Origin of the sequence: Phenylobacterium sp. (genome assembly GCF_016124325.1) — a bacterium.
In the GTDB taxonomy this organism is placed as follows: Bacteria; Pseudomonadota; Alphaproteobacteria; order Caulobacterales; family Caulobacteraceae; genus Phenylobacterium.
The window spans coordinates 58,200-84,468 of record NZ_WGNY01000010.1 but is presented as its reverse complement, the minus strand read 5'-3'; the positions used below and the strand labels follow the sequence as shown (position 1 = coordinate 84,468).

28 protein-coding genes are annotated in these 26,269 nt (G+C 69.9%); 11 read left to right on the top strand and 17 right to left on the bottom strand.

The features are described 5' to 3' along the window. Positions 1 to 15 precede the first annotated feature (15 nt). Positions 16 to 195 (bottom strand): hypothetical protein, encoded by a 180-nt coding sequence (locus GC203_RS04965; RefSeq protein WP_293451936.1) that lies wholly within the window; start codon positions 193 to 195, stop codon positions 16 to 18. Between the two features lie 134 nt (positions 196 to 329). Here GC203_RS04965 and GC203_RS04960 point away from each other — a divergent pair, with 134 nt between their 5' ends. Beyond that, on the top strand, positions 330 to 743 hold the full coding sequence (locus tag GC203_RS04960) for a hypothetical protein (RefSeq protein ID WP_293451934.1): 414 nt from the start codon (positions 330 to 332) through the stop codon (positions 741 to 743). 114 nt (positions 744 to 857) lie between these two features. Continuing rightward, on the top strand, positions 858 to 1,889 hold the full coding sequence (locus GC203_RS04955; protein WP_293451932.1) for a lysylphosphatidylglycerol synthase domain-containing protein: 1,032 nt from the start codon (positions 858 to 860) through the stop codon (positions 1,887 to 1,889). A 191-nt stretch (positions 1,890 to 2,080) separates the two neighbouring features. Here the strand turns inward: GC203_RS04955 and GC203_RS04950 are convergent, their stop codons facing one another. The 3 genes from GC203_RS04950 to GC203_RS04940 are packed head-to-tail and all read right to left on the bottom strand — an operon-like array spanning position 2,081 to position 5,639. Next, the gene (locus GC203_RS04950) at positions 2,081 to 3,526 is read right to left on the bottom strand and encodes an NAD(P)H-hydrate dehydratase (protein ID WP_293451930.1); all 1,446 of its coding nucleotides are present in this window, start codon (positions 3,524 to 3,526) and stop codon (positions 2,081 to 2,083) included. Then, the gene (locus GC203_RS04945) at positions 3,523 to 4,092 is read right to left on the bottom strand and encodes a histidine phosphatase family protein (RefSeq protein ID WP_293451928.1); all 570 of its coding nucleotides are present in this window, start codon (positions 4,090 to 4,092) and stop codon (positions 3,523 to 3,525) included. Before GC203_RS04945 ends, GC203_RS04950 begins: the two co-directional genes overlap by 4 nt. A 5-nt stretch (positions 4,093 to 4,097) precedes the next feature. Further along, positions 4,098 to 5,639: an acetyl-CoA acetyltransferase gene (locus GC203_RS04940; RefSeq protein ID WP_293451926.1), complete on the bottom strand. Its 1,542-nt coding sequence runs from the start codon at positions 5,637 to 5,639 to the stop codon at positions 4,098 to 4,100. Between the two features lie 251 nt (positions 5,640 to 5,890). Between GC203_RS04940 and GC203_RS04935 the strand changes: the two genes are divergently transcribed. From GC203_RS04935 to GC203_RS04920, 4 genes are all read left to right on the top strand, one after another. Then, positions 5,891 to 6,229, top strand: a complete 339-nt coding sequence (locus GC203_RS04935) for a P-II family nitrogen regulator (RefSeq protein ID WP_293451924.1) — start codon at positions 5,891 to 5,893, stop codon at positions 6,227 to 6,229. Between the two features lie 37 nt (positions 6,230 to 6,266). Next, entirely contained in the window at positions 6,267 to 7,676 is a 1,410-nt protein-coding gene (gene glnA, locus GC203_RS04930; RefSeq protein ID WP_293451922.1) for a type I glutamate--ammonia ligase, read from the top strand. A gap of 82 nt (positions 7,677 to 7,758) precedes the next feature. Continuing rightward, a complete protein-coding gene (locus tag GC203_RS04925) occupies positions 7,759 to 8,001 on the top strand; it encodes a hypothetical protein (protein ID WP_293451920.1) in 243 nt (80 codons plus the stop codon). 59 nt (positions 8,002 to 8,060) lie between these two features. Beyond that, positions 8,061 to 9,995, top strand: a complete 1,935-nt coding sequence (locus tag GC203_RS04920) for a PDZ domain-containing protein (RefSeq protein ID WP_293451918.1) — start codon at positions 8,061 to 8,063, stop codon at positions 9,993 to 9,995. A gap of 23 nt (positions 9,996 to 10,018) precedes the next feature. Here GC203_RS04920 and GC203_RS04915 read toward each other — a convergent pair whose 3' ends face one another. The 3 genes from GC203_RS04915 to GC203_RS04905 form a co-directional block, all read right to left on the bottom strand. Then, positions 10,019 to 10,237: a hypothetical protein gene (locus GC203_RS04915; protein WP_293451916.1), complete on the bottom strand. Its 219-nt coding sequence runs from the start codon at positions 10,235 to 10,237 to the stop codon at positions 10,019 to 10,021. A gap of 104 nt (positions 10,238 to 10,341) precedes the next feature. Continuing rightward, a complete protein-coding gene (locus GC203_RS04910; RefSeq protein ID WP_293451914.1) occupies positions 10,342 to 11,253 on the bottom strand; it encodes an alpha/beta hydrolase in 912 nt (303 codons plus the stop codon). A 101-nt stretch (positions 11,254 to 11,354) separates the two neighbouring features. Then, on the bottom strand, positions 11,355 to 11,957 hold the full coding sequence (locus GC203_RS04905; protein ID WP_293451912.1) for a PEPxxWA-CTERM sorting domain-containing protein: 603 nt from the start codon (positions 11,955 to 11,957) through the stop codon (positions 11,355 to 11,357). A gap of 257 nt (positions 11,958 to 12,214) precedes the next feature. Between GC203_RS04905 and parE the strand changes: the two genes are divergently transcribed. The 5 genes from parE (at position 12,215) to GC203_RS04880 (ending at position 18,655) form a co-directional block, all read left to right on the top strand. Next, positions 12,215 to 14,269, top strand: a complete 2,055-nt coding sequence (parE, locus tag GC203_RS04900) for a DNA topoisomerase IV subunit B (RefSeq protein ID WP_293451910.1) — start codon at positions 12,215 to 12,217, stop codon at positions 14,267 to 14,269. A 171-nt stretch (positions 14,270 to 14,440) separates the two neighbouring features. Next, positions 14,441 to 15,934, top strand: a complete 1,494-nt coding sequence (locus GC203_RS04895; RefSeq protein ID WP_293451908.1) for a DEAD/DEAH box helicase — start codon at positions 14,441 to 14,443, stop codon at positions 15,932 to 15,934. 47 nt (positions 15,935 to 15,981) lie between these two features. Further along, on the top strand, positions 15,982 to 17,040 hold the full coding sequence (locus tag GC203_RS04890; RefSeq protein WP_293451906.1) for a diguanylate cyclase: 1,059 nt from the start codon (positions 15,982 to 15,984) through the stop codon (positions 17,038 to 17,040). A gap of 72 nt (positions 17,041 to 17,112) precedes the next feature. Then, positions 17,113 to 17,916 (top strand): enoyl-CoA hydratase/isomerase, encoded by an 804-nt coding sequence (locus GC203_RS04885; protein ID WP_293451904.1) that lies wholly within the window; start codon positions 17,113 to 17,115, stop codon positions 17,914 to 17,916. Positions 17,917 to 17,983: 67 nt separating this feature from the next. After that, positions 17,984 to 18,655 (top strand): glutathione S-transferase, encoded by a 672-nt coding sequence (locus tag GC203_RS04880; RefSeq protein WP_293451902.1) that lies wholly within the window; start codon positions 17,984 to 17,986, stop codon positions 18,653 to 18,655. Positions 18,656 to 18,668: 13 nt separating this feature from the next. Here GC203_RS04880 and GC203_RS04875 read toward each other — a convergent pair whose 3' ends face one another. The 10 genes from GC203_RS04875 to GC203_RS04830 all read right to left on the bottom strand — a co-directional run bounded on the left by GC203_RS04875 (position 18,669) and on the right by GC203_RS04830 (position 26,126). Then, the gene (locus tag GC203_RS04875; protein WP_293451901.1) at positions 18,669 to 18,944 is read right to left on the bottom strand and encodes a 2TM domain-containing protein; all 276 of its coding nucleotides are present in this window, start codon (positions 18,942 to 18,944) and stop codon (positions 18,669 to 18,671) included. Positions 18,945 to 19,018: 74 nt separating this feature from the next. Beyond that, a complete protein-coding gene (locus tag GC203_RS04870) occupies positions 19,019 to 19,414 on the bottom strand; it encodes an iron-sulfur cluster assembly accessory protein (protein WP_293451900.1) in 396 nt (131 codons plus the stop codon). Next, on the bottom strand, positions 19,414 to 19,776 hold the full coding sequence (locus tag GC203_RS04865; protein ID WP_293451899.1) for an SUF system Fe-S cluster assembly protein: 363 nt from the start codon (positions 19,774 to 19,776) through the stop codon (positions 19,414 to 19,416). Before GC203_RS04865 ends, GC203_RS04870 begins: the two co-directional genes overlap by 1 nt. 12 nt (positions 19,777 to 19,788) lie before the next feature. Further along, positions 19,789 to 21,003, bottom strand: coding sequence for a cysteine desulfurase (locus GC203_RS04860; RefSeq protein ID WP_293451898.1), 1,215 nt, complete (start codon positions 21,001 to 21,003; stop codon positions 19,789 to 19,791). Between the two features lie 2 nt (positions 21,004 to 21,005). Further along, positions 21,006 to 22,037, bottom strand: a complete 1,032-nt coding sequence (sufD, locus tag GC203_RS04855) for a Fe-S cluster assembly protein SufD (protein WP_293451897.1) — start codon at positions 22,035 to 22,037, stop codon at positions 21,006 to 21,008. Beyond that, complete coding sequence (gene sufC / locus GC203_RS04850; protein WP_293451896.1) at positions 22,034 to 22,780, bottom strand: Fe-S cluster assembly ATPase SufC; 747 nt, start codon at positions 22,778 to 22,780, stop codon at positions 22,034 to 22,036. The genes sufD and sufC overlap by 4 nt, the downstream gene beginning before the upstream one ends. A 19-nt stretch (positions 22,781 to 22,799) precedes the next feature. Next, positions 22,800 to 23,111, bottom strand: a complete 312-nt coding sequence (locus GC203_RS04845) for a hypothetical protein (RefSeq protein ID WP_293451895.1) — start codon at positions 23,109 to 23,111, stop codon at positions 22,800 to 22,802. Beyond that, positions 23,108 to 24,577 (bottom strand): Fe-S cluster assembly protein SufB, encoded by a 1,470-nt coding sequence (gene sufB, locus GC203_RS04840; protein ID WP_293451894.1) that lies wholly within the window; start codon positions 24,575 to 24,577, stop codon positions 23,108 to 23,110. The genes GC203_RS04845 and sufB overlap by 4 nt, the downstream gene beginning before the upstream one ends. Further along, the gene (locus GC203_RS04835) at positions 24,577 to 25,704 is read right to left on the bottom strand and encodes a cysteine desulfurase family protein (RefSeq protein ID WP_293451893.1); all 1,128 of its coding nucleotides are present in this window, start codon (positions 25,702 to 25,704) and stop codon (positions 24,577 to 24,579) included. The genes sufB and GC203_RS04835 overlap by 1 nt, the downstream gene beginning before the upstream one ends. Beyond that, positions 25,701 to 26,126, bottom strand: a complete 426-nt coding sequence (locus tag GC203_RS04830; RefSeq protein ID WP_293451892.1) for an Rrf2 family transcriptional regulator — start codon at positions 26,124 to 26,126, stop codon at positions 25,701 to 25,703. Before GC203_RS04830 ends, GC203_RS04835 begins: the two co-directional genes overlap by 4 nt. Between the last annotated feature and the right edge of the window lie 143 nt (positions 26,127 to 26,269).

Below are 26,269 nucleotides of genomic sequence, written 5' to 3'. Positions count from 1 at the left end.
ACGCGACCGATCGGATCAGGTGATGCGCTTGGGGCTGATCGGGTCCGAGCTGGGGAAGGTCTCCTCAAGCGCCTCGTCGACCAGGGCCTCCTGCCGGCTTTCGGCCTCGCGGTCGGCCATCTGATCGTGCTTTGGCGCGTCCTCGGCCGATTCAGGCTTCGCGCGGCGACGGTCGTCGCTCTTGTTCCGGGTCATCTGCACCTCCAGGGGTTCCTGTTGGTAACCCGCGACGGGCCGGCGGGTTGCCTCGCCACGGCCCTGCGATCCGGACGCCGCATGCGTGCGAAATCGGTTCCTTGCGGCGGCTCCAAGCTCTAGCTTGCGCACCCATGGATCTGGACCGCAGTCTGTTCGGCGACGGCCCCTACCCCATCACCGGACCCCTCGCGATCCTTGCCCGCGTCGCGTTCCTGGGGGCGTTGATCGCCATCGTCGTGGCTGTCTTCCTGCCGCGCGAACTGCTGCCGCAGTTCGTCCGCTCCCACTACCTGCAGCATTTCGCGGCCTTCTACGTGGCGGGGCTCCTCGGCCTGGCGGCGTCGCCGCGGACGCCGGTGATGACGACGGCCGCGCGGCTCACGGTCTTCGTCACCCTCCTGGAAGCCTCGCACCTGCTGGCGGGCGCGCGCCTCGCCCCGTTGATCGACAACTGGATCGCCGATCTGGGCGGCCTCGCCGCGGCCCTCGTTCCTATCTGGGTCGCGCACTTCCGCCGACGCTTCGAGACCGCGGAAGACCAGTGACGCGCCCGGCGGCGCCGACCGCGACAGCCTCCACAAATCGGCCGATATGCTGCGCCAAACCGCGCCACGGCGGACGCCTTCGCGCGTTTCCGTCCAGAAGGGCTGCCTGACCTCGTGCTGATCTCCGACCCCGACCCGCGGCCCGCCGAAGTCCTCGAAGACGTGGAGGAAGAACTCGCCGCCGCCCTGCCGGAGACGCAGGGCTCGCGCTTCTTCCCGATGATCCAGCGCCTGGCCTGGCATCTCCTGGCGTTCGTCCTGCTGGGCGCGGCGGCGTTCATCCTGTGGCGGGAGTTCCACGAAATCCGGCCCGCGCACGTGGCCGCCGCCGTCCGCGACTGGGGCTGGGATTCGGTGCTGACCGCGCTCGGGCTCTCGGCGACGAGCTTCCTGCTGATGGGATTGGTGGAATGGCTCGGCCTGCGCTGGGCCGGGGCGCGCCTGCGGCTCCGTTCGGCCCTGGCCGGGTCGTTCATCGCCAGCGCCATCGCCCACACCCTGGGCGCCAACCTGATCGTCTCCGGGGCGGTGCGGGCGCGCTACTACAACAAGTACGGCGTCAGCCTGCGGCAGGTGGCGGCGGCCACGCTGTTCCATGGCTTCTCGTTCGCCGTGGGGCTGTCGACCCTGGCGGGGATCTGCCTTCTCCTCGCTTCCAGCCACGACATCGCGGCCTCCAGCCGCATCGCCAATCCCGTGGCCACCAGCGCGGGCGCGCTGCTCCTGACCGCCGTCAGCGCCTACGCGGCGCTCTGCGCCCTGTGGCGGCGACCGCTGCGCGCCTTCGGGCACAGCGTAAGGTTGCCGTCCTTCCGCGTGGCCCTGGCGCAGATGACCATCGGCGCGGTCGACAACGCCGTGGCCGCGGCCATCATCTGGTCGCTGCTGCCGGACGGCTCCGTGCCATATTTCACCTTCGTGGCGGGATACGCCCCGTCGGTCGTGGTGGGACAGCTGTCACACGTCCCCGGCGGCGTCGGCGTCTTCGAGGGCTCGCTTTCCACGCTGATCAAGGGGCCCGCGCCAGCCGCCCTGGCCGCCGCGTTCCTCGGCTATCGCCTGTTCTTCTTCGTGCTTCCCCTGTTGCTGGCGGGGATCGCCCTGGCCGTCGACACGGTGCGCGAGCGGGCCCGGAACGCCCGCTGAAAAAAATTCTACTGCTTGTTGCATCCGGCTGCATCCGGCCGCGCGCGAGGCCCGTAACTGCGTAGTCCGCGCATCTCCCACATCACGGACAACATGCGGTGGCGGACCTGTTCCCCGACACCCGCCACCGTTCGCCCCGGCCCCCGCCTCCCGTCGCGGGGTCGGGGCGACCCATGTGGCCCCTTGATCCGCTATCGTTCGTCGTAGAGCCGGCGCAGCACGCCGGGCGCCAGGTCCGGCAGATCTTCGGAGATCAGGCCCGGGCCGTGAAGTTCGGCCGACTCGGCATGGATCCAGGCCGCGGCGCAGGCGGCCTCGAAGCTCTCCATGCCCTGCGCCACGAGCCCGCCGATGAAGCCGGCCAGCACATCGCCCGAGCCCGCGGTCGCCAGCCACGGCGAGCCGTTGAGGTTGACCGCCGCGCGCCCGTCCGGCGCGGCGATCACCGTGTCGGCGCCCTTCAGCAGCACCACCGCGCCCGCCGTCTCGGCCGCGCGCCGCGCCGCGGTGATCCGTTCGGGCGCGGCCGCCATGACGCCCGGAAACAGCCGCTCGAATTCGCCGGGGTGCGGCGTCAGGACGTCGTCGCGGTCGAGCACGGAGAACAGCTCGTCCGGCTCGTCGCGGAAGGCGGTGATCGCGTCGGCGTCGATGACCAGGGCCGCGCCGGTCCTGGCCAGCGCCAGCACATTGTTGAGCGTGGCCTCGTTGATCCCTGCGGCCGGGCCGATCACGGCGGCTTCGGCCGCGTGGCCCGCCTGCTCCAGTTCGAAATCGTTCTCGAAGGGCCGCAGCATGACGGCCTCGAGGTGCGCCGCGTTCGACGTCAATGCGTCCGGCGGCGAATGGATGGTGACCAAGCCGGCGCCGATGCGCAGGCCCGAGCGAGCGGCGAGGCGCGCCGCGCCGGTGCTCCAGGCCTCGCCGCTGACCACGATCAGCCGCCCGCGCGCATGCTTGTGCGAGGCCGCCGTCGGCCAAGGGAACCGGGCCAGCCAGAAGTCGGGGCCGTTCTCCACAAGCTCCGAGGGGGTGTCGCCCAGCCCGATGTCGGCGACCACGACCTCGCCGCACAGGCCGCGCCCCGGCTCCAGCACGTGGGCGGGCTTGCGGGCGTGGAAGGTCACGGTGAGTCCCGCGCAGACGGCCGGCCCCTCGGGCCTGCCCGTGTCGCCGGGCACGCCGCTCGGCGTGTCGATCGCCACCACCGCCGCCGGCCGCGAGGCCAGCGCGGCGGCGATCGCCCCGGCCTCGCCGCCCAGCGGCCGGGAAAGGCCGGCGCCGAACAGGGCGTCGACGATCAACGCCTCCTCGAGCCGCGCCGACAGCGGCTTGGTCGGGCCATCCCAGCGCGCCCTGGCGGCGCGGGCGTCGTCGGTGACGGGGTCGCCAAGCGCCCTGACCTCGACCGGCCAGCCCTTCGCCTTGAGCAGCCGCGCCACGACATAGCCGTCGCCGCCGTTGTTGCCCGGTCCGCACAGGACGAGGGTTCGCTGCGGGGAGAAGCGCTGGACGATGGCGTCGGCCACGGCCGCACCCGCGCGCTCCATCAGGGTGACGCCGGGCGTCCCCGCCGCGATGGCGGCCCGATCGGCCGCCGCGGTCTGGGCCACCGTCAGGATCGGACGCGCGGTCAAAGGACCCCCGTTGACGCCTCGGCCCCCTTGGACACGAGCCGAAGCTCGCGCCCGTCGGTCTCCAGCACCGTGATCGAGCAATGGTCGGGCCGGAAGGCCAGCACCCGCTCGTCGCCGAGCAGCTTCGAGACCACCCCATTGATCGCCACATAGTGCGAGAACACCGCCGTATCGCCGCGGGCCAGCAGCGAACGGACGATGTCGCCGCGCCAGGCGTCGTAGTCCAGGTCGCCCTCGATCGCCGCCCACGTGCCCTGGAAGGCCTGCCGCAGCCACCCCGGCCGCGCCTCGGCGCTCAGCGCCTTGGGCGTGGGGATCTCGCCGACCATCGGATCGACCACGGCCTCGACGCCGAGGGCCTCCGCCGTCGGCTGCGCCGTCTCGCGGCAGCGGCGAAGCGGCGAGCTCACGACGAGTCGGGGACGCTCGTCCGCCGGCCGCGACAAGAGCCAGTCGCGCGCCGCGACGGCCTGGCCGCGCCCCGTCTCGTCGAGACCCGGATCGTCGTCGTGGCCGCCCCACGTCGAGGCGGGCCGTCCGTGACGGATCATGTAGAGGCGCGGCATGTGAGTCAGTCCGGCGTGAAGATGTTGAGCCCGTCGGCCGACTGGCCGACCGATCCGGGCCGACCCACCTGCTCCGAGGCCTCCATCGCGGTCAAGAGGCCAGGATCGCCCGGCGTGTTGGCGCAGAAACGCCGCCCGTTCGCATCCCGTCCGATCACGATCGCCACGAAGGGTCCCTCCCGCTTGTGGGCCACGGTGTAGGTTTCGATCTTGGCCGGGCCTTGCGGCGTTTCGATGATGTCCGGATGCGGCAGGGCGTCGATCTCGCGCTGGATCACCGCCGGGTCCTCGCGTTCGAACGGCCTGTCCGGCGCCCGGGTGGAATAGACGCCGGTCGACTGCTTGGTCAGGTACCAGCCGTTGCCGGTCGCCAGGCCGAACGCCCCCGGCTTGGCCCGCAGGCGCTGCATCATCGCAGCCACCGAGTGCATGACGTAATTGTTCCCGGGGCCGCCGGCGTACGGCAGGCCGCCCGTGACCGTCAGACCGCGCGGGTCGTCCAGCGACAGGCCCAGTTCCTCGGCGCCGATCTCCACCGCCACGGGGAAGCAGGAGTAGAGGTCGAACAGCGCGATGTCGTCGAGCGACACGCCCGCCATCTCCAGCGCCCGCTTGCCGGTCAGGCGCATCGCCGGGCTGGAGTGGAAGTTCTGGCGGTCGAGCGGATGCCACAGGTCGGCCGCGTCGGCGCAGCCGTGCAGGTAGACCCACTTGTCCTCGGGCACGCCCAGGGCCCGGGCCTTGGCCGCGCTGGCCACGATCACCCCGGCCGACTGGTCGACCTCCATGATCGCGTTCAGCAGCTTGGGATAGGGAAAGCCGATCATCCGGTTCTTCTCGGAGACCGTGACCAGTTCCTCCGCCGAGCGCTGGATCGGGAACCAGGCCTCGGGATTCCGCGCGGCCTCGGCGGTGAAGGCGGCGAACAGCTTGCCCAAGCGCGCCTGGTGGTCGGGGATCGAGCGGCCGTCGCGGGCCCGGAGCGCGTTCTCGAACAGCGGATAGATGTTGATGGGCCGGTCCAGGCCGTGCCGCGCCTCGTAGGGCGTGACGCCGGGGCGCGGGTCGCCGATCGTCTTGGGCGGATCGAGCGTCTCGTCCTCGGCGGCCTTCCAGTCGTCGAAGCCGAGGCCCTTGCCCAGCCGCTTCATCGCCGAACCGAGGAACTCCGCGCCGACCGTCAAGGCCAGCTCGGTTTCGCCCCGAGCCACGCGCTCGGCCAGGGTGTTGATCACATATTGCGGCGTGTTCCCGCCCATCGCCGTGTAGACGCTCCATCGGGGCGCCGCGCCGATCCGTCGAGCGAGGCTTTCCGGCGGGTTGCTGGCGTGCGGGATGGCGCCCCGCCGGGACCCTGGCGCGTCGATCGTGAAGCCCACGACGGCCAAGGTGTCGATCGCCGCGAGGCCCGCGGCGCCGATTCCCGCGTCGTCGGCGGCGCGTTCCGCTGCAATCTTCAGCAACGCGGTGGGAGACGGCGACGCCGCCGGGTCGCCCCGGTACGTGAATTGGCCCGCTCCGATAAGCACCGGGGTCCGTTCGTCCATCCTGCAGCCGCCTCCCGTGCGGTTTCCTGACGATCCTCGATGCGGAAGCAGCCGTCCTGGGCCGATTTCGCACCTGATCGCAAATTGATCACTTGGCGCCCATTTTTCAGGCGTCCCTCTAGTTTCCCAGCCCGCCGCAACGGCAAGCAACCGAACCGCGCTTGTGGGGCCCATCTGGCGCGTGCTGGGTCGCCACCAACCGTAGAGGCGCAACGCCCCATGACGGATCGCGTCGAGTACAAGCCGGGTCCATGAAAAAGATCGAAGCCATCATCAAGCCGTTCAAGCTGGACGAGGTGAAGGAGGCGCTGCAGGAACTGGGCGTCCAGGGCATGACCGTCATCGAGGCCAAGGGCTACGGTCGCCAGAAGGGTCAGACCGAGCTCTATCGCGGCGCCGAGTACGTCGTGGACTTCCTGCCGAAGATCAAGATCGAGGTCGTGATCGCCGACGATCAGCTGACCGCCGTGGTCGAAGCCATCGCCGGAGCGGCCCGCACCGGGCGAATCGGCGACGGCAAGATCTTCGTTTCCGACATCGATGACGTGATCCGCATCCGCACCGGCGAGACCGGGTCCGTCGCCATCTGACCGACGCTAATGAGACTGCGAAAAGGGGATTAGAACCATGGCCTCCGCCAAAGACATCCAGAACATGATCAAGGAAAAGGACGTCAAATACGTCGACGTCCGTTTCACCGACGTGCGCGGCAAGATGCAGCACGTGACCTTCGACATCGACCTCGTCGATGACGACTTCCTCACCGACGGCACGATGTTCGACGGGTCCTCGATCGCCGGCTGGAAGGCGATCAACGAGTCCGACATGAAGCTGCGTCCCGACCTGGACTCGGCGATCATCGACCCGTTCTACCAGCAGACCACCCTGGCGCTCTTCTGCGACGTGGTGAACCCCGACACCGGCACGCCCTATGAGCGCGATCCGCGGTCGATCGCCAAGGCGGCGCTGAACTTCGTGAAGTCGTCGGGCATCGGCGACACCGTGTACTTCGGCCCCGAGGCCGAGTTCTTCATCTTCGACGACGTGCGCTGGAACACCGCCCCGCACGACACCTTCTACGCCTACGACTCCACCGAACTGCCGGTCAGTTCGGCCAAGGAATACCCCGAGGGCAACATGGGCCACCGCCCGGGCCCCAAGGGCGGCTACTTCCCGGTCAACCCCGTCGATTCGGGCCAGGACCTGCGCGGCGAGATGCTGGCGGTCATGGGCGAACTGGGCATGAAGCCCGAGAAGCACCACCACGAGGTGGCGCCGGCCCAGCACGAACTCGGCCTGAAGTTCGACACCATGATCACCATGGCCGACCGGCTCCAGCTCTATAAGTACGTGATCCACAACGTGGCCCATGCCTACGGCAAGACCGCGACCTTCATGGCCAAGCCGATGTTCGCCGACAACGGCTCGGGCATGCACGTGCACCAGTCGATCTGGGGCGACGGCAAGCCGCTGTTCGCAGGCGACAAGTACGCCGGCCTGTCGCAGATGTGCCTGTGGTACATCGGCGGCATCATCAAGCACGCCAAGGCGATCAACGCCTTCTCGAACTCGACCACCAACTCCTACAAGCGCCTGGTGCCGGGCTACGAAGCCCCGGTGAAGCTGGCCTATTCGGCCCGCAACCGCTCGGCCTCCATCCGCATCCCGCACGTGGACAGCCCGAAGGGCAAGCGTCTGGAAGCCCGCTTCCCCGACCCGATGGGCAACCCCTACCTGACGTTCACGGCGCTGCTGATGGCCGGCCTCGACGGGATCATCAACCAGATCGACCCCGGCGCGCCGGCCGACAAGAACCTCTACGACCTGCCGCCGCGCGAGCAGAAGAAGATCCCCGAGGTCTGCGGTTCGCTCCGCGAGGCCCTGGAGAACCTCGACAAGGACCGCGCCTTCCTGAAGGCCGGCGGCGTCATGAGCGACGACTTCATCGACGCCTACATCGAGCTGAAGATGGAAGAGGTCATGCGCCTTCAGCTCCATCCTCACCCGGTCGAGTTCGACATGTACTTCAAGTGCTAGTCTCAGACGTCTGAGACCCTGGAGGGCCGCGGAGGAATCCGCGGCCCTTTTCATTGGCGAGGCCCGGCCCCACCTTGACGGCATGGGCGACTGGCTCGGCTACCTCCTCGCGTTTGCGGCGCTGGCCATCCTGGCCCCCGCGGCCGCGTGGTTCGGCCGCCGTCATGGGCGCAGCGCGCGCGGGACCGCCGGGCTCGCCATGATCCTTCTGGGCTTCGGCCAGGCGTTCGATCCGCCCAAGCGCCCTCCGATCGAGGCCGTCGAGAGCGAGGAGGACGAAGCCGCCGCGCCGGGCGAGCCGAAGGATGCTGCGAGCGGCGGTTGAGCTCGGCGACCGACCCGCTCTAGAACGGCTCCATTCCCCTGACATGGAAGTGGTCGCCCGTGAAATCTGCGCTGTTCGCCTTCGCCGCCGCCCTGGCTCTCGGTTCGCCGCTGGCCGCCCAGACCTCCGACGGACCGCAGCCGCTCCCCATGCCGCCGGCGATCCCGGCGCCGCAGGATGTCGCCTACCCCGGCGTGCTGAAGGTGCAGGTGGACGCCACCGACCTGGAGCGCCGCATCTTCCGCGTGAAGGAGACGATCCCCCTGGCCGGCCCCGGCCCGGTGGTCCTGCTCTATCCGCAGTGGGTGCCGGGCGGGCATTCGCCGCGCAATCCGATCTACGACATCGCCGGCCTCGTGATCCGCGCCGACGGCAAGCCGCTGCCCTGGAAGCGCGATCCGGTGCAGGTGTTCGGCTTCCACGTCACCCCGCCTGAAGGTGCGACCAGCCTGGAGGTGGAGTTCCAATACCTGTCGCCCACGACCCGCGACCACGGGCGGATCGTGATGACGCCCGAGATGCTGAACGCCCAGTGGATCGCGCTGGCGATGTATCCGGCCGGCTACTTCACCCGCCGCATCCCGGTGGAGGCCTCGATCCGCCTCCCCGACGGCTGGGGCTATGGCACGGCGCTGGAGACCGCCAGCCAGGAGGGCGGGCTCGTCACCTTCAAGCCCGTCGACTTCGACACCTTCCTGGATTCGCCCATGTTCGCGGGCCGCTATTTCAAGCGCTTCGACCTGGACACCAGCGGCAAGTCGCCCGTGCGCCTGAACATCGTCGCCGACCGGCCCGAGCTGCTCGACGCCAAGCCCGACCAGATCGAGAAGCACCGCGAGCTGGTGCGCCAGGCCGACAAGCTCTATGGCGCGCGCCACTACGACCACTACGACTTCCTGCTGGCGCTCACGAGCCGCATGGGCGGGATCGGGCTGGAGCATCATCGGTCGAGCGAGAACGGCACCGACCCCGAGTACTTCACCGAGTGGGACCTCGACGCGCCCAATCGCAACCTGCTGCCGCACGAGTACAACCATTCCTGGGACGGCAAGTACCGCCGGCCGGCCGACCTCTGGACGCCCAACTACAACGTCCCCATGCGCGACAGCCTGCTCTGGGTCTACGAGGGCCAGGACCAGTACTGGGGCTACGTGCTGGGCGTCCGCTCGGGCCTCGTGACCAAGCAGCAGACCCTCGACGCCCTGGCCATGACCGCCGCCGCCTATTCCGAGGGCCGGCCCGGGCGCCAGTGGCGCTCGGTGGAAGACACCACCAACGACCCGATCATCGCCGGCCGCCGCCCGATCCCCTGGACCAGCTGGCAACGCAGCGAGGACTACTATTCCGAAGGCCAGCTCGTCTGGCTCGACGCCGACACGCTGATCCGCGAGAAGACGAACGGCAAGAAGTCGCTCGACGACTTCGCCCGCGCCTTCTTCGGCGTGAACGACGGGGCGTGGAAGCAGCCCCTCGTCTACACCTTCGACGACGTCGTGAAGGGCCTGAACGACGTTATGCCCTACGACTGGGCCGGTTTCCTGACCGAACGGCTGCGCGAGGTGGCGCCGAAGTTCCCGCTGGATGGCCTCACCCGCGGCGGCTACGAGCTGGTCTACACCGACAAGCCTACCGACTACTGGAAGGACTACGAGGCCGGCCGCAAGACGGTGGACCTCACCTATTCCATCGGGTTCGCCCTGAACCGCGAAGGCGCCCTGACGGGGGTGCTGTGGGATGGCCCGGCGTACAAGGCCGGCCTGACCGTCGGCGACAAGATCATGGCCGTGAACGGCATCGCCTACGACGCCGGGCGGCTGAAGGAAGCGATCACCGCGGCCAAGGACGGCGGGGGCCCGATCACCCTGATCGTCAAGGACGACGACCACTTCCGCACGGTGGCGGTCGACTACCACGGCGGCCTGCGCTACCCGCGACTTCAACGGCTGGCGGGCAAGCCCGACCTGCTGACGAAGATCTACGATCCGCTGAAGTAGGCGCCACGGTGGGCGCCCGAGGCTCAGAGCTTCTGGGCGACCCACCAGTAGGCGGCGAACGCGAGGCCCGCCGGGCCAAGATAGGCCGCCGCGGTCTGCCAGGTGTCGGGGTTCGGCAGGACGGCGACAATCCCGGACCCCAGCGCCACGACGGCCAGGATGGCGCCGGAGGTGCCGACGATATTCGCCAGTTCCGGCGGAAACCGGACGCCGGACCGATCACGCACGGTCGAATGCGGCATCTTCACTATCTCCCTAAACGTCCCGACTTGCGCGGGTTCGTCCTCACTTCGAACTCTGCCACGAAACGGCGTTCCGGCAACCCCTTCTTCGAAAAACTGCCCTGTCAGCGCTCGAAACGGCCGTCCATCCAGGCGCCGGCCAGGCCGATCGCCCGCCGCGCGGCGTGCAGGATGGCGCCCCAGGCCTGGAAGACGTGGATCATCTCGGGCCACACCTCCAGGCGCACCTCGACTCGGGCGTGGGCCAGCACGTCGGCCATGGTGATGCTGTCGCTGAGCAGCGTCTCCTCGGATCCCGTCTGGATCAGGACGGGCGCCACGCCCTCGAAATCGCCGAACACCGGCGAGGCCAGCGGGTCGCGCGGGTCCAGCCCGCCCAGATAGTCGCGCGCGTTCTGATCGAGCCCCTCCTTCGAGATCGTCGGGTCGGTCTCGGCCTTGGTCCGGTAGCTGGCGCCGCCCTGGGTCAGGTCGGCCCAGGGGCTGATGACGAAGTAGCCGGCCGGCTGCGGCAGGCCCTCCCCCTTCAGCGCGAGGGCGAGCGCGAGCGCCAGCCCACCGCCGGCGGAATCGCCCGCCACGATCAGGCTTCCCGGCTCCGCGCCCTCGTCGAGCAGGCCGCGGTAGGCCGCCACCGCATCCTCGACCGCCGCGGGGAACCGGTGCTCAGGCCCCAGCCGGTAGTCGATCGCCACCGCCGTGGCGTGGGCCGCCTCGGCGATCCGGGCCACCATCGGCCGGTGGCTGCGCGGGCTGCCCGCGGTGTAGGCCCCGCCGTGGACGTAGAGGATCGTGCGGCCGGGACGCGCCGTCTTCGGGATCACCCGCTCGGCCTTGATCCCGCCCACCCGGCAGGGTTCGTGGCGACAGCCTTCCGGCAGGGCGGCCGCCTCGCCCACGGCGTCCATGGCCGCCCGCCGCTGCGCCGCGCTGGGCGGCGGCGCATCGGGATCGGGCCGTCGCGCGGCCAGCAACGCCCGAACGCCGGCGATCTGCGGATCCTTCCAGGTGCTCACGTCGCCGCCCCCCTCGCGAAACGCGCCGAGAGCCTAGAACCTTCCCGGATCGAGTGGAATTGCCCGATCCGGGAGGGCGCGATCCTCAGAGGTTCGGAGCCTCAGGCCGAGGCCATCTGGCGGCGACGCGACCGGATCGCGCCGCCGGCCGCGCCGAACCCCACGATCAACATCGCCCAGGTCGCCGGTTCGGGAACGCCCGCGACCGGCGCGTCGAAATCCACCCTGGCGATGGAGCCCTCGGTCTCGCGCGCATCGAGCTGGCCGCTGAACAGCAAGGCGTTCCCCGCGCCAAAGATGCTGACGTTCCAGAAGTCGCGATCGCGGCAACAGTTGTCGCGGCCCTTGATGCTGAGATTGGAGAGCGTCGCGGTCCTGGCCAACACAATCGTCAGCATCTCCGAGCTGTCCCCACCCGCGGAGAAGTAGGGCGACCCGTCGAACGCGTCGATCGCATCGTCCGGCGACGTGGAGTACCCGCTGCTGAAGGCGTTCGCGGAGGCCCCCTCGGCGGCCGAGGCGACATTGTCCAGGGAGCCCAGCTCCAGCGCCTTGACGTCGAAGATCTGCAGGACGTCGGGGACCGCGCTCGTGATCTCGATGCGCACCGCGCCGACGACCGACGTCGCCGCCGACGCGCCGGTGGCGACGGAGAACGCGCACGCGCCCGCCAGGCCTGCGGCGAATTTCCAAAACTTCGACATGGTGCGCTCCGGTTGGTCTCGCTATCGCCAGACCCTCGCCCGACCGGAACGGCGCCCGCATCTGCCGAACGCATGATGCCCGGATGGCGACCGACGCTCGCGCCGCACGTGAATCGGGCTCCCCGTCGCCCCGCGCGGCCGAGGGCCGCCGCGCCCGGAATCCGGCGCAACATCGGCGTCGGCGGTATGGCCGCATTGCCTTGTGCGGCCCGCCGATTCATACCGGGCCGGTCAGAATCGGACCACCCTTCGCACAGATGTCCAAGTCCTCCGCCCAGCCTGCTCCCGACCTGTTCGACGACGCCCTGAACCCGGCGCCCGCCGCGCCGCTGGCCGGCGGTCACGAGCCCCGCCCCGACGCGCCGGAACCGCCCAGGACGTCGGGCTATTCGGCCAAGGACATCGAGGTCCTCGAGGGACTGGAACCGGTCCGCAAGCGGCCGGGCATGTACATCGGCGGCACCGACGAGCGGGCGCTGCACCACCTCTTCGCCGAGGTGCTGGACAACGCCATGGACGAGGCCGTCGCCGGCCACGCCAAGGTGATCGAGGTGAGCCTCGACGCCGACGGCGCCCTTACGGTCAAGGACGACGGCCGGGGGATTCCGGTCGATCCCCACCCCAAGCACCCCGGCAAGTCGGCGCTGGAGGTCATCATGACCGTCCTGCACTCGGGCGGGAAGTTCTCGGGCAAGGCCTACGAGACCTCGGGCGGCCTGCACGGCGTGGGCGTCTCGGTGGTCAACGCGCTTTCGGAACGCGTCGAGGTGACGGCCTGGAAGGACGGCTTCGAGTGGCGCCAGGCCTTCACGCGCGGCAAGCCCCTGGGCTCGATCGAGAAGCTGGGGCCGACCCGGAAGAAGGGCACCCAGATCAGCTTCACGCCCGATCCGGTGATCTTCGGCGAGCACGCGGCCTTCAAGCCGGCGCGCCTCTACCGGATGGCCCGATCCAAGGCCTACCTCTTCGGCGGCGTCGAGATCCGCTGGAAATGCGACCCGTCGCGGATCCACGACCAGACGCCCGCCGAGGCCACCTTCCGCTTCCCGAACGGGCTCGCGGATTTCCTGGCCGAGCGGACGCAGGGCCTGTCGGTGGTCACGCCCGAGCCCTTCGCCGGCCGCTACGAGCGCCCCGGAGAGACCGGCAAGGTGGAGTGGGCCATCGCCTGGACCCCGGCGGGCTTCGGCGAGGCCGACAGTTTCATGCAGTCCTACTGCAACACCGTGCCGACGCCCGAGGGCGGCACGCACGAGAGCGGGCTGCGCGCGGTGCTGACCCGCGGCCTCAAGCAGTACGCCGAGCTCACCGGCGAGAAGCGTGGCGGCCTGATCACCGCCGACGACGTGCTGGCCCAGGCGGGCGCCCTGGTCAGCGTGTTCATCCCCAATCCCGAATTCCAGGGCCAGACCAAGGAGCGGCTGTCGTCGTCCGACGCCCAGAAGCTCGTGGAAAAGGCGCTGGCCGACCCGTTTGACCACTGGCTGACCGCCCAGCCCAAGGCCGCCAGCGCGCTCTTGGAGTTCGTCATCGAGCGGGCCGAGGAGCGCCTGAAGCGCCGGCGCGACAAGGAAGTCGCCCGCGCCTCGGCGACACGCAAGCTGCGGCTGCCCGGCAAGCTGGCCGACTGCTCGGGGCAAGCCACGGACGGCGCCGAGCTGTTCCTGGTGGAAGGCGACTCGGCCGGCGGCTCGGCCAAGCAGGCCCGCGACCGCCGCAACCAGGCGATCCTGCCCCTGCGCGGCAAGATCCTGAACGTGGCCTCGGCTTCCACCGACAAGTTCGGCGGCAACAAGGAACTGGCCGACCTGCTGCTGGCGCTGGGCGTCCAGATGGGCTCGAAGTACCGCGACGACGACCTGCGCTACGACCGCATCATCATCATGACGGACGCCGACGTGGACGGGGCCCACATCGCCAGCCTGCTGATCACCTTCTTCTACCGGACGATGCCCGACCTGATCCGCTCGGGCCGGCTCTATCTGGCGCTGCCGCCCCTCTACCGCCTCAGCCACGGCGGCAAGGCGGTCTACGCCCGCGACAACCTCCACCGCGACGAACTGCTGTCCACCGAATTCAAGGGCAAGAAGCCGGAGATCAGCCGGTTCAAGGGCCTGGGCGAGATGATGCCCGCCCAGCTCAAGGAAACCACCATGGACCCCAGGACGCGCACCCTGGCGCGCGTCACCCTGCCCCGCGCCGAGGAACTGGTGGAGGACCTGGTGGAGCGCCTGATGGGCCGCAAGCCCGAGGCCCGGTTCCAGTTCATCCAGGAGAACGCCGAGTTCGCCGTCGCCGACCTCGACGTCTAGCCCGCCGGACAGGCGCCGGAGCGCCTCTGGGCCCTCGCGGCGCGCCTTGATCAGCGCCGCGCGTTGACTTGGGAGCCGTGCGCCGTATGTTCCGCCCGCGTGGCGATGTCCGTCCGCGCCGCCGCGTCCGGCGCCGCCCCGTCCCTCCGGGCGGCCGCACCAAGTTAGCTGATGACCGAATTTTCAGACCTGGGCCTCTCGCCCGCGACCCTCAACGCCGTCGCCGAGACCGGCTACACCACAGCGACGCCCATCCAGGCGGCCGCCATACCCGTGGCGCTGCAGGGCCGCGACGTGCTGGGCATCGCCCAGACCGGCACCGGCAAGACCGCCGCCTTCACCCTGCCGATGATCGACCGGCTGGCCGCCGGCCGGGCGCGGGCGCGGATGCCCCGGGCGCTGGTGATCGCCCCCACCCGCGAACTGGCCGACCAGGTCGCCGCCTCGTTCGAGCGCTACGCCAAGGGCCAGAAACTGACGTGGGCGCTGCTGATCGGCGGCGTCTCGTTCACCGACCAGGAGCTGAAGCTGGATCGCGGCGTCGACGTGCTGATCGCCACGCCCGGCCGCCTGCTCGACCACTTCGAACGCGGCAAGCTGCTGCTGACCGGCGTGCAGATCATGGTGGTCGACGAGGCCGACCGGATGCTCGACATGGGCTTCATCCCGGACCTCGAACGCATCTTCAAGCTGACGCCGCCGCGGAAGCAGACGCTGTTCTTCTCCGCGACCATGCCGCCCGAGATCACCCGGCTCACCAAGCAGTTCCTCAACGATCCCGAGCGGATCGAGGTGGCGCGGCCGGCCACCACCGCCGAGACCATCACCCAGAACCTGGTGCGCATCCCCACTACCGACCCCAAGGCCAAGCGCACGGCCCTGCGGGCGCTGATCGGACGCGACGACGTCAAGAACGGCATCGTCTTCTGCAACCGCAAGTCCGAGGTCGATATCGTCGCCAAGTCGCTCAAGAAGCACGGCCTCGACGCCGCGCCGATCCACGGCGACCTCGATCAGTCCACGCGCATGCGCACGCTGGAGAGCTTCCGCAACGGCTCGCTGAAGCTGCTGTGCGCCTCGGATGTCGCCGCGCGCGGCCTCGACATCCCGGCCGTCAGCCACGTGTTCAACTACGACGTCCCGCACCACGCCGACGACTATGTGCACCGGATCGGCCGGACGGGCCGCGCCGGCCGATCGGGCCAAGCCTTCATGCTGGTGACCCCGGCCGACAGCAAGAACCTCGACAAGGTGCTGAAGCTGATCGGCAAGTCGCCGGAAGAGATCACCCTGGAAGGCATCGACTGGGCGTCCATCAAGGACGAGCCCCGCGCCCCGCGCGGCGGCGGCCGCGAGCGCGGCGGCCGGACGCGCGAGCGCACGCCGCGTGGCGGCGAGCGTCCTCGCCGGACGAGCCGGCCGGAACCTCAGGTCGAAGCCGCCGAAGCCGCCGAGGCGGCCCCCGCGCCGAGCCCGCCGCCCGAAGAAGCGCCGCGGGCGCCGCGACCGCCGCGGCGAGAGGCCGCACCCCGGCCCGAGCCGGCGAAGGCGCGCAGCGAGCGGCCGGCGCGCAACCGCGACGACGGCGACCGGGTGGTGGGATTCGGCGACGATACGCCCGCCTTCCTGATGCGATCCGCGACGCCCAAGTCCACCGATCGTTAGGCAGCGCTTTTAACGCGTCGTTTGGGGTCGGCGGCTAGTTTGCCCCCATGTCGCGGGACATCGACGCCATACTCCGCAGCCCCAAGGCCTATCTCTGGGCCCGCAAGGCGATCGAGGCCATGGAGACCCACCGGGTCTGGCCGACCGCGCTCAACTTCGAGCTCTGGTTGCACTACGTCGCCGTCAAGGACAGCGACGTGGCCGCGCAGATCAGCACCGTCATCCAGTCGGGCGCGCCCTTCACCGACCAGATCGGCGAGGCGATCGCGGCCCAACACCTGCCGGGCGCCAAGCTGACCGGGGAGATCCTCGACGCCGGCAAGAGCCTGTCCCAGGAATTGGACAGCGTCTCGCGGGCCATCGAGTCCGCCCGCGAGTCCAGCGAGGCCTACGGCCAGCAACTGGCCACCGCCACGGAGTCGCTCCAGGAGCAGGACGCCAGCGCCGTCCGCACCATGGTGGAGACCCTGAGCCAGGCCACCCGCAAGGTGCGCGAAGAGAACCAGGCGCTGGAGAGCCAGCTCGCCGACACCACCGACGAACTCGCCCGCATGCGCGCCCACCTGGAACAGGTGCGCCGCGACGCCATGACCGATTCCCTGACCGGCCTGGCCAACCGGAAGGCGTTCGACGAGACCCTCGAAAGCGCCTGCGCCCAGGCGCAACAGCGCGGCGAGCCGATGACCCTGGCGGTCGTCGACATCGACCACTTCAAGAACTTCAACGACACCTGGGGACACCAGACCGGCGACCAGGTGATCCGCTACGTGGCCAGCGTCATAGGCCGCGTCGGCGCGACGCCGCGCCTGGCCGCCCGCTATGGCGGCGAGGAATTCGCGGTGATCTTCCCGGGCGAGAAGAGCGCGGTGGTCATGGCGGCCATGGAAGGCGCGCGGGAGGAGATCGCCTCTCGGGTGCTCAAGCGCCGCTCGACCAACGAAGACCTGGGCGCGATCACCATCTCGACCGGCATCGCCGAGCTGAAGCCGGGCGATTCGCCGATGTCGCTGCTGGAGGCGGCCGACGGCGCGCTCTACGCCTCCAAGCGCAACGGCCGCAACCGCACCTCGATCGCGGCCGCCAACTCGGAAACCCGCGCCGCCTGAGGTCCTTTTCCCTTGGCTGACGCCGGGGTATCTGCCCTTGAATTCCTGCCCAGGATTCAAAGGGAGAACGCCATGGACGGCGCGCAGTCACCCGCCAAGGTCAAGACGTCGGTCGAGAACGGCGTCGGCGTCATCACCCTTTCCGATCCCTCGACGCTCAACGCCGCCGGCCTGGAGCTGATGGGCGAGCTGCAGGCCGCCATGGCCGCGGCGATCGGCGACCCCGCGGTGCGCGCCATCGTGATCACCGGCGAAGGCCGCGGCTTCTGCTCGGGCGCCAACCTGTCGGGCGGAGCCGGGGGCCGGGCCACCGACGCGGCTGACGGACCCAATCAGGCGCTGCTTGGCGTCTACAATCCCTTCGTCAGTCAGATCCGCCGCTCGCCGAAGCCGATCGTGGCGGCGGTGAACGGCGTGGCCGCCGGCGTCGGCGTATCGCTCGCGCTCTCCTGCGATCTCTGCGTGGCGGCCGAGAGCGCCTACTTCCTCCTCGCCTTCCGCCGCATCGGCCTGGTGCCCGATGGCGGGGCCACCTGGCTGCTGCCGCGCCTGATCGGCAAGGCGCGGGCGATGGAGCTGATGCTGCTGGGCGAGAAGCTGCCGGCGGCGACGGCCCGGGAATGGGGCCTCATCAACCGCTGCGTCCCCGACGCCGAGATGATGGGCAAGGCCATGGAACTGGCGAAGGCCCTGGCCGACGGCCCGAAGTCGCTGGGCATGACGCGCAACCTGATCTGGGAATCGCTGGACGCGGAATGGCACGACCAGCTCGAGGCCGAGGCCTATGCGCAGGGCGACGCCGGCCGCACCGAGGACGCCAAGGAAGGGATCATGGCCTTCCTCCAGAAGCGGCCCGCCGAGTTCAAGGGCCGTTGAGCCCGGTTGCGGCCCGCCCGCGGTGCCGCGAACATGGCCGTCGATTCCGGCTCGGGGAGCGGCGCGCGTGCTGACGGTCCACCACCTGGAGAACTCCCGGTCGCAGCGCGTGCTGTGGCTGCTGGAGGAGCTTGAGGCGCCCTACGAGATCGTCCGCTACGCGCGCGATCCCGCCACCATGCTCGCGCCGCCTGAACTCAAGACCGTCCATCCGCTGGGCAAATCGCCGGTCATCACCGAGGACGGCGAGACCGTCGCCGAGACCGGCGCGATCATCGAACATATCCTGGAGCGCCACGGAGGCGGGCGGCTGGCCCCGCCGCCGGGCTCGGCTGAGGCGCGGCGGATGCGCTACTGGCTGCACTACGCGGAGGGCTCGGCGATGCCGCCGCTGGTGCTGAAGCTGGTGTTCAGCCGGCTCGCGCCCAGCGCGCCCGCGCTGCTACGGCCGGTCGTGAACGCGATCGCCAAACGCGCGCAGTCGGGCTTCATCGACCCGCAGGTCGCGACCCATTTCGACTACATTGAGGGCGAGCTTGAGAAGTCGGAGTGGTTCGCCGGGGCGGAGTTCACCGCCGCCGACATCATGATGAGCTTCCCGCTGGAGGCCGCCGCCGAGCGGGCCGGCGCGCGGCTGGGCCGCCCTCGCCTCGCCGCCTTCCTCAAGCGAATCCATGCGCGGCCAGCCTATCGGCGGGCCCTGGAGCGCGGCGGGCCATACGCCTACGCGGACGACTAGCGGGAGAAGGTCGCTAGCCGCGCGTGCGGCGGAGCTTCTCAAGCTCCTCCTGGATCATGCGGTCGCGCAGGTCCTCGCCGTGCATGTAGACGGTGGAGGCATGGGCCGCGAGGCCGACGCCCCAGCCCATCATCGGCCAGATCGCCCAGAACGAATGCGGGCTGGTGATCAGATTGATCGCCACCAGGGCCGCGTTCACGATCACGTACGCCATCAGGTGGCTGCGGAACGCCAGCCGCATGTCCGCCCGGCGGATCGCAAGTCGGCGCAGTTCGACGTCGTCGGTCATCCCGTCCCCCGCCTCTGGGACTTCGGACGATAGCGCCGCTTCGGGCGCTCGGCCAGCGCGCGGACGACGAGCCATCAGTCGAGCTTCGCCGGCTGGATGGTGACGCTCTCGCCGCAGCCGCAGGCGTCGGTCTCGTTCGGATTGCGGAACACGAACTTCGCCGAGAGCCGCGACACCTCGTAGTCGATGACCGTGCCCAGCAGGAACAGCACCGCCTTGGGCTCGACCAGCACGGTCACGCCCTTGTCCTCGACCACCTCGTCCAGCGGATCGGCGGCCTCGGCGTATTCGAGAATGTACTCCTGGCCCGCGCAGCCGCCGTTCTTCACGCCCACGCGCAGGCCCGCGTAGGGACGCTCGGCCTTGGCCATGATCTCGCGCACGCGCTCGGCCGCCGCGTCGGTCAGGGTGACGACCTTCGGGCGCGGGCGCCGCGGGCGCGGCTGAGGGGTGACATCGAGATGGCTCATCAGAACATGTTCAACTGCAGCTTGGCCTCGTCGCTCATGCGCGAGGGGTCCCACGGCGGATCGAACACCAGGTCGACCTGGCACGAGCGCACCTCGGGGATCTCGTTGACCGCGTCCTCCACCCAGCCGGGCATTTCGCCGGCCACCGGACAGCCCGGCGCGGTCAGGGTCATGTCGATGGCGACGTCGCGGTCGTCCGACACGTCGACCTTGTAGATCAGGCCGAGCTCGTAGATGTCGACCGGGATTTCCGGGTCGTAGACCGTCTTCAGCTTCTCGATGAGCTTGTCCGTCAGCGCGTCCAGCTCGGTCTGGCTGAGCGGGGCGGCGGCGGTCGGCTCTATGGATTGGGCGTCGTCCATCGGCTCAAAGCTCTAAGCGAAAAAGGCCTGGGTCTTCTTGAGGGCGTCGACGAAGGCGTCGGCTTCCTCCTCGGTGTTATATAGGGCGAACGAGGCGCGAGCGCTCGACGTCAGGCCGAAACGCCGCATGAGCGGCTCGGCGCAGTGGGTCCCGGCGCGGACGGCCACGCCGTAGCGATCCAGGATCTGGGCCACGTCGTGGGCGTGGGCGCCGTCGACCATGAACGACAGGATCGCGCCCTTGCCGGGCGCCTCGCCCACCACCTTCAGCCAGTTCGCGCCGGCCAGCCCCTCGCGGACCCGCGCATAGAGGCGGTGCTCGTGCTCGGCGACCGCGCGCCGGTCCAGCGCGGAAATCCAGTCGATGGCGGCGCCCAGGCCGATCGCCTCCAGGATCGGCGGCGTACCCGCCTCAAAGCGGTGCGGCGGATCGGCGTAGGTGATTTCGTCCTTGCTGACCACGCCGATCATCTCGCCGCCGCCCTGGTAGGGCGGAAGCGCCGCCAGCTTGTCGGCCTTGCCGTAGAGCACGCCGATCCCGGTGGGGCCGTACAGCTTGTGGGCGGAGAAGACGTAGAAGTCGGCGTCGATGTCCTTCACGTCCACCTGCTTGTGGACGATCGCCTGGCAGCCGTCGAACAGCACCAGGGCGCCCGCCTCGTGCGCCATCCGCGCCAGGTCCTTGGCGTCGTTGATGGTGCCCAGCACGTTCGACATGTGGCTGAGCGCGACGACCCGCGTCCTGGGGCCCAGCAGGCTCTGGAAGTGCTCCAGGTCGAGCTGGCCGTCGTCGGTCACGCGGACCCACTTCAGGACCACGCCGTGCCGTTCGCGCAGGAAGTGCCAGGGCACGATGTTGGCGTGGTGCTCCATTTCGGAGAGCACGATCTCGTCGCCGGGCTGGAGGAAGCGGCCCAGGCCGCTGGCGACGAGGTTGATCGCCTCGGTGCCGCCCTTGGTGAAGACGATCTCGGAGGGCTCGGCGCCGATGAAGGCCGCCGCCTTGGCGCGCGCGCCCTCGTAGGCCTCGGTGGTCTCGTTCGCCAGGGTGTGCAGGCCGCGATGGACGTTGGCGTACGAGTGTTCCATCGCCCGCGACATGGCCTCGATCACCGCGCGCGGCTTCTGGGCCGAGGCGGCGGAGTCCAGGTAGACCAGCGGCTTGCCGTGCACGTGGCGCAGCAGGATCGGGAAGTCGGCGCGGATCGCTTCGGCGTCGAAGGCCATGCTCAGCCCTCCCCCGCCAGCCGGCCCGCCACCCAGGCGCGCGCCACGTCGCGGGCGGCCTCGTCGCCGATCCGGTCGATCACCTCGCCCACGAACGCCTCGGTCAGGAGCGCGCGGGCCTCGGCCTCCGGGATGCCGCGCTGGCGGGCGTAGAACAGCGCCTCGTCGTCGAGCGCGCCCACCGTGTTGCCATGCGCGCAGGCCACGTCGTCGGCGTAGATCTCCAGCTCGGGCTTGGCGTCCACCTCGGCGCGGTCGGAGAGGATCAGGGCATGGTGGCCCATGCGCGCGTCGGTGCGGTCGGCGCCCTCGGCCACCACGATGCGGCCCTGGAAGACGCCGCGCGCCTGGTCGCGCACCACGCCCTTGGCGAGCTGGGTCGTCGCGCCGTCCAGGCCCTCGTGGGTGACCACGGTCGTAAGGTCGGCGTGCCGCTTGCCGCTCAGCAGGTAGACCCCGTCCAGCCGCAGCTCGGCGTGGCCGCCGGGATGGCGCACATGGGTTTCGAGGCGTTGGCGCCGGGCGCCCGAGGTCAGCACCGTCTGGACGAACCGGGCGCCGGGCTCCAGATGGACCTCGGCCTGGCTGACCGTGACGCCGTCGCCGGAATCGTCGGCGAGAACGATGCGTTCCAGCGTCGCGCCGGTTCCGACGCTGATCGCGAGACCCGCATGGCCGAGGTAGCCGCCCTGGCCCTCATAGCTTTCCAGAAGCACCAGCGTGCCGCCGGCCTCGACGGCGATGGAGGCGCGGGCGGCATGGCCGCCGTCGCCCTGGGAGACGAAGCGCAGCGCCAGCCGGCGTGTCTGCGCCGGCAGCACGTCGACGTGGGCCCCGCCTTCGCCGTTGGCGATCACGACCTCCTCGGCGGCCAGGCCCGCGAACGGCCCCGCGGGCAGATCGCCGGAATAGGGGCGCGATGGCTCAGGCGCCTCGCGGATCAGCCCGCGCAGGTCGGTCCAGCGCCAGTCCTCGTCGCGCTTGCCGGGCAGCTCCGCGACGTCGCGGGCGCGTATGGAGGCGATGACGCTCAAGCGGCCCTCGCGTAGCGGTCGTAGCCCTCGCGCTCCAGCTGCAACGCCAGCTCGGGGCCGCCCGAGGCGACGATGCGGCCGCCGGCGAGCACATGGACGCGGTCGGGTTTGATGTAGTCGAGCAGGCGCTGGTAGTGGGTGATCACCAGCATGCCGCGATCGGGGCCGCGCAGCGCGTTCACCCCATCGGCGACGATCTTCAGCGCGTCGATGTCGAGGCCCGAGTCCGTCTCGTCGAGGATCAGGAAGCGGGGCTGCAGGATGGCCATCTGCAGGATTTCCATCCGCTTCTTCTCGCCGCCCGAGAAGCCGACGTTCAGCGCCCGCTTCAGCATGTCGAAGTCGATCTTCAGTTCGCCGGCCCGGGCGCGGACGAGCTTGAGGAACTCCGGCGCGGTGACCTCGGGCTCGCCACGCGCCCTGCGCTGGGCGTTCAGCGCCGTGCGCACGAAGGTGAGCGCCGGCACGCCGGGAATCTCCAGCGGATACTGGAACGACAGGAAGACGCCCTTGGCGGCGCGTTCCTCCGGCTCCAGCGACAGCAGGTCCTCGCCGTCGAGCGTGGCCGAACCTTCGGTCACCTCGTAGCCGTCGCGGCCGGTCAGCACATAGCTCAGCGTGGACTTGCCCGCGCCGTTCGGCCCCATGATCGCATGCACCTCGCCGGCCGGGACCTCGAGGCTAAGCCCCTTGAGGATCTCCTTGCCGTCGACGGCGGCGTGCAGGTTGGAAACCGAAAGCATCACATCATCTCCGGGGCGGTCAGAGCTCGACCGCCTTCTTGTCCTCGATCTTCTCCACCAGGCGCACGTCGCGCCCGTGGCCGTGGGCGAAGGCGTACTGTTCGCCGGCCTCGTCCAGGTAGCACTCCAGATTGAACAGGCCCGCGGCCGGGTCGATCAGCTCGATCGCCGTGGCGCGCACGCCGGCCGGGATCTCCAGGGGCATGGGCTCGCAGTTGCCGGCTTCGGTGGCGGCGAGCGCCTTGAGCAGGACGACCCCGTCCCACTCGCGCAGCATCGCCCCGTCGGCGTCGACCCCTGTGAGTTCGCCTTCGTTGAGCGGCCGGGTCATCCGACGCTCCCTTCCAGCGAGATGGCCACCAGCTTCTGGGCCTCGACGGCGAATTCCATCGGCAACTCCTGCAGCACGTCCTTGACGAATCCGTTGACCAGCAACTGTACAGCTTCTTCCTCCGAGAGCCCGCGTTGCCGGGCGTAGAAGAGCTGGTCTTCGGAGAGCCGCGTGGTGGTGGCCTCGTGTTCGAATACCGTGTGGCCGTTGCGCGCCTCCACATAGGGAACGGTGTGGGCCGCGCAGTGCTTGCCGATCAGCAGGCTGTCGCACTGGGTGAAGTTGCGCGCGCCCTTCGCTTTCGGGTGCGCCGAGACGAGGCCGCGGTAGGTGTTGGAGCTGCGGCCCGCGCTGATGCCCTTGGAGATGATCCGTGAGCGGGTGTCGGCGCCCAGGTGGATCATCTTGGTGCCGGTGTCGGCCTGCTGGCGGCCGTTGGTGATGGCGATGGAGTAGAACTCGCCCGAGCTGCCATTCCCGCGCAGGACGCAGGACGGGTACTTCCAGGTGATGGCCGAGCCGGTCTCCACCTGGGTCCAGCTGACCTTCGAGCGGTCGCCGCGGCAGTCGGCGCGCTTGGTCACGAAGTTGTAGATGCCGCCCTTCCCGGTCTCCGGATCGCCCGGGTACCAGTTCTGGACGGTCGAGTACTTGATCTCGGCGTCTTCCAGGGCGACCAGCTCGACCACGGCGGCGTGGAGCTGGTTCTCGTCGCGCATCGGCGCCGTGCAGCCTTCCAGGTACGAGACGTAGGCGCCCTTGTCGGCGATGATCAGGGTGCGTTCGAACTGGCCCGAATTCTCGGCGTTGATCCGGAAATAGGTCGACAGCTCCATCGGACAGCGCACGCCCGGCGGCACGTAGACGAAGCTGCCGTCGGAGAAGACCGCGCTGTTCAGGCAGGCGAAGTAGTTGTCGCTCACCGGCACCACCGAGCCCAGGTACTGGCGCACGAGGTCGGGGTGCTCGCGGATCGCCTCGCTCATCGAGCAGAAGATGACGCCGGCGGCCGCCAGTTCCTTCTTGAAGGTGGTGACGACGCTCACCGAGTCGAACACCGCGTCCACGGCGTAGCGCGGAGCGCCGACGACGCCCGCGAGAACTTCCTGCTCCTTCAGGGGGATGCCGAGCTTCTTGTAGGTTTCGAGCAGGTCCGGGTCGACGTCGTCGAGGCTCTTGGGCCCCTCCTTCGCCCTGGGCGCGGCGTAGTAGTAGCTGTCCTGGTAGTCGATGCGCGGGAAGCTGACCTTGGCCCAGTCGGGCTCCTCAAGCGCAAGCCAGCGCTCGAAGGCGCCCAGCCGCCATTCCAGCATCCACTCCGGCTCGCCCTTCTTGCCCGAGATGAACCGGACGATATCGGCGTTCAGCCCCTTTGGCGCGAAGTCCTGCTCGATATCCGTGACGAAGCCGTGCTTGTAGCGCTCCAGGCTCTGGACGTGCTCGACGGTCTGTTTGACGGCGGCCATTACGCGACTTCCTCTCGGCGCGCGGCGTGGCGGGCATGAGACTGCAGCCAGACATCCGCGAACCGGGTCCAATCCTCGGGCGTGGTGCTCCAGCCGCCGCTGACGCGGATCGCGCAGCCGGCCAAGTCGTCCAGGCCCATCGCCGACAACACCGGCGAAGCCTTCACCTTGCCCGAAGAACAGGCCGATCCCGCGCTGACCATCACCCCGGCCAGATCGAGGGCCATGACCTGCAGGTCCGACGTCCAGCCGGGCATGGCGACGCACAGCGTGTTGGGCAATCGCGGCGAGGCTTCGCCGATGACGACGGCGCCGGCGGCCTTCAGGCGTTCGGCGGCGGCGTCACGGAGCGCGGCCTGGCCGCCAAGCCCCGCGATCGCGATCTTAGCCGCCGCGCCGAATCCGCTGATTCCGGGAAGATTTTCGGTTCCACCGCGACGGCCGCGCTCCTGCCCGCCGCCGTGCTGGCGGCGCGCGAGCGTGGCCCGCGGCCCGAAGGTGAGCGCGCCCACGCCCTGCGGCCCGCCGATCTTGTGGGCCGAGACGGCCAAGGTGTCGGCGCCCAGCGCGCGGCTGTCGACCGCGATCTTGCCGGCCGCCTGGATCGCATCGACGTGCAGCCAGCCGTCCGCGTCGCGGACGATCCCCGAGGCTTCGGCCACCGGCTGGATCACCCCGGTCTCGTTGTTGGCCAGCATCAGGGCCACGAACGGCTTGCCGTCGGCAGCGTTCCAGCGCGCCAGGCGCGCGTCCAGCCAGGCCAGATCGGCGACCCCGTCGGGCGTGACGGGCAGCACCTCGACCGCGACGCCGGACGCCGCGGCGGTCTCGCGGATGCTGTCGTGCTCGATCGCCGAGACGATCAGGCGCTTCGCGCCGGCGGCGATCGCGCTTTCCATGGCCAGCGCATTGGCCTCGGTGCCGCCGCTGGTGAAGACCACCGTCGACGCGGGTGCGGCGATCAGGGCGGCGACGTCGGCGCGGGCCTGCTCCATCACCGCCCGCGCGGCGCGGCCGGCCGCGTGGATCGACGAGGGATTGCCCACGTTCTCCATCGTCCGCGTCATGGCGGCGATGGCCTCGGGCCGCACCTTGGCGGTGGCGTTATGGTCGAGGTAGACGCTCATGCGGCGCGGCGGAGCCGCCCTCCGACGACGTCGGCGAGGCTCACCGACGCCAGATAGTCCTCGATCCGGTCGCCCAGATCGGCCCACAGGTCGTGGGTCAGGCAGCGCTCGCCCTTGATCATGCAGCCCTTGCCGGCGGTGCAGCGGGTGGCCCGCAACGGCTCGTCCACCGCATGGACGATCTCGGCGATCGTGGTGACCTCGGCGGAGCGCGCCAGCCGGTAGCCGCCGCCGGGCCCGCGCGCGCTCTTGACCAGGCCACGCCGACGGAGGCGCGCGAAGAGCTGTTCCAGATAGGACAGGGATATCTCCTGCCGGGCGGCGATATCGGCCAGGGCGACGGCGCGCGCGGCCTCGTGCTCGCGGCGTGCGAGGTCGGCCATCGCCATCACGGCGTACCGGCCTTTCGTGGAGAGACGCATGGCGTTGGGTCCGATGCAGTTTTCCCGCGCATCCGGCGTGGCCTATGTTACAAGCCGCGCCTCGCGTGAGGCCGCGCCGGACTAGGCGCGAGGTAAGAAGACCGAGCGCGGGAGTCAAGTATTCCGCCGACGAGAGGGTTCGA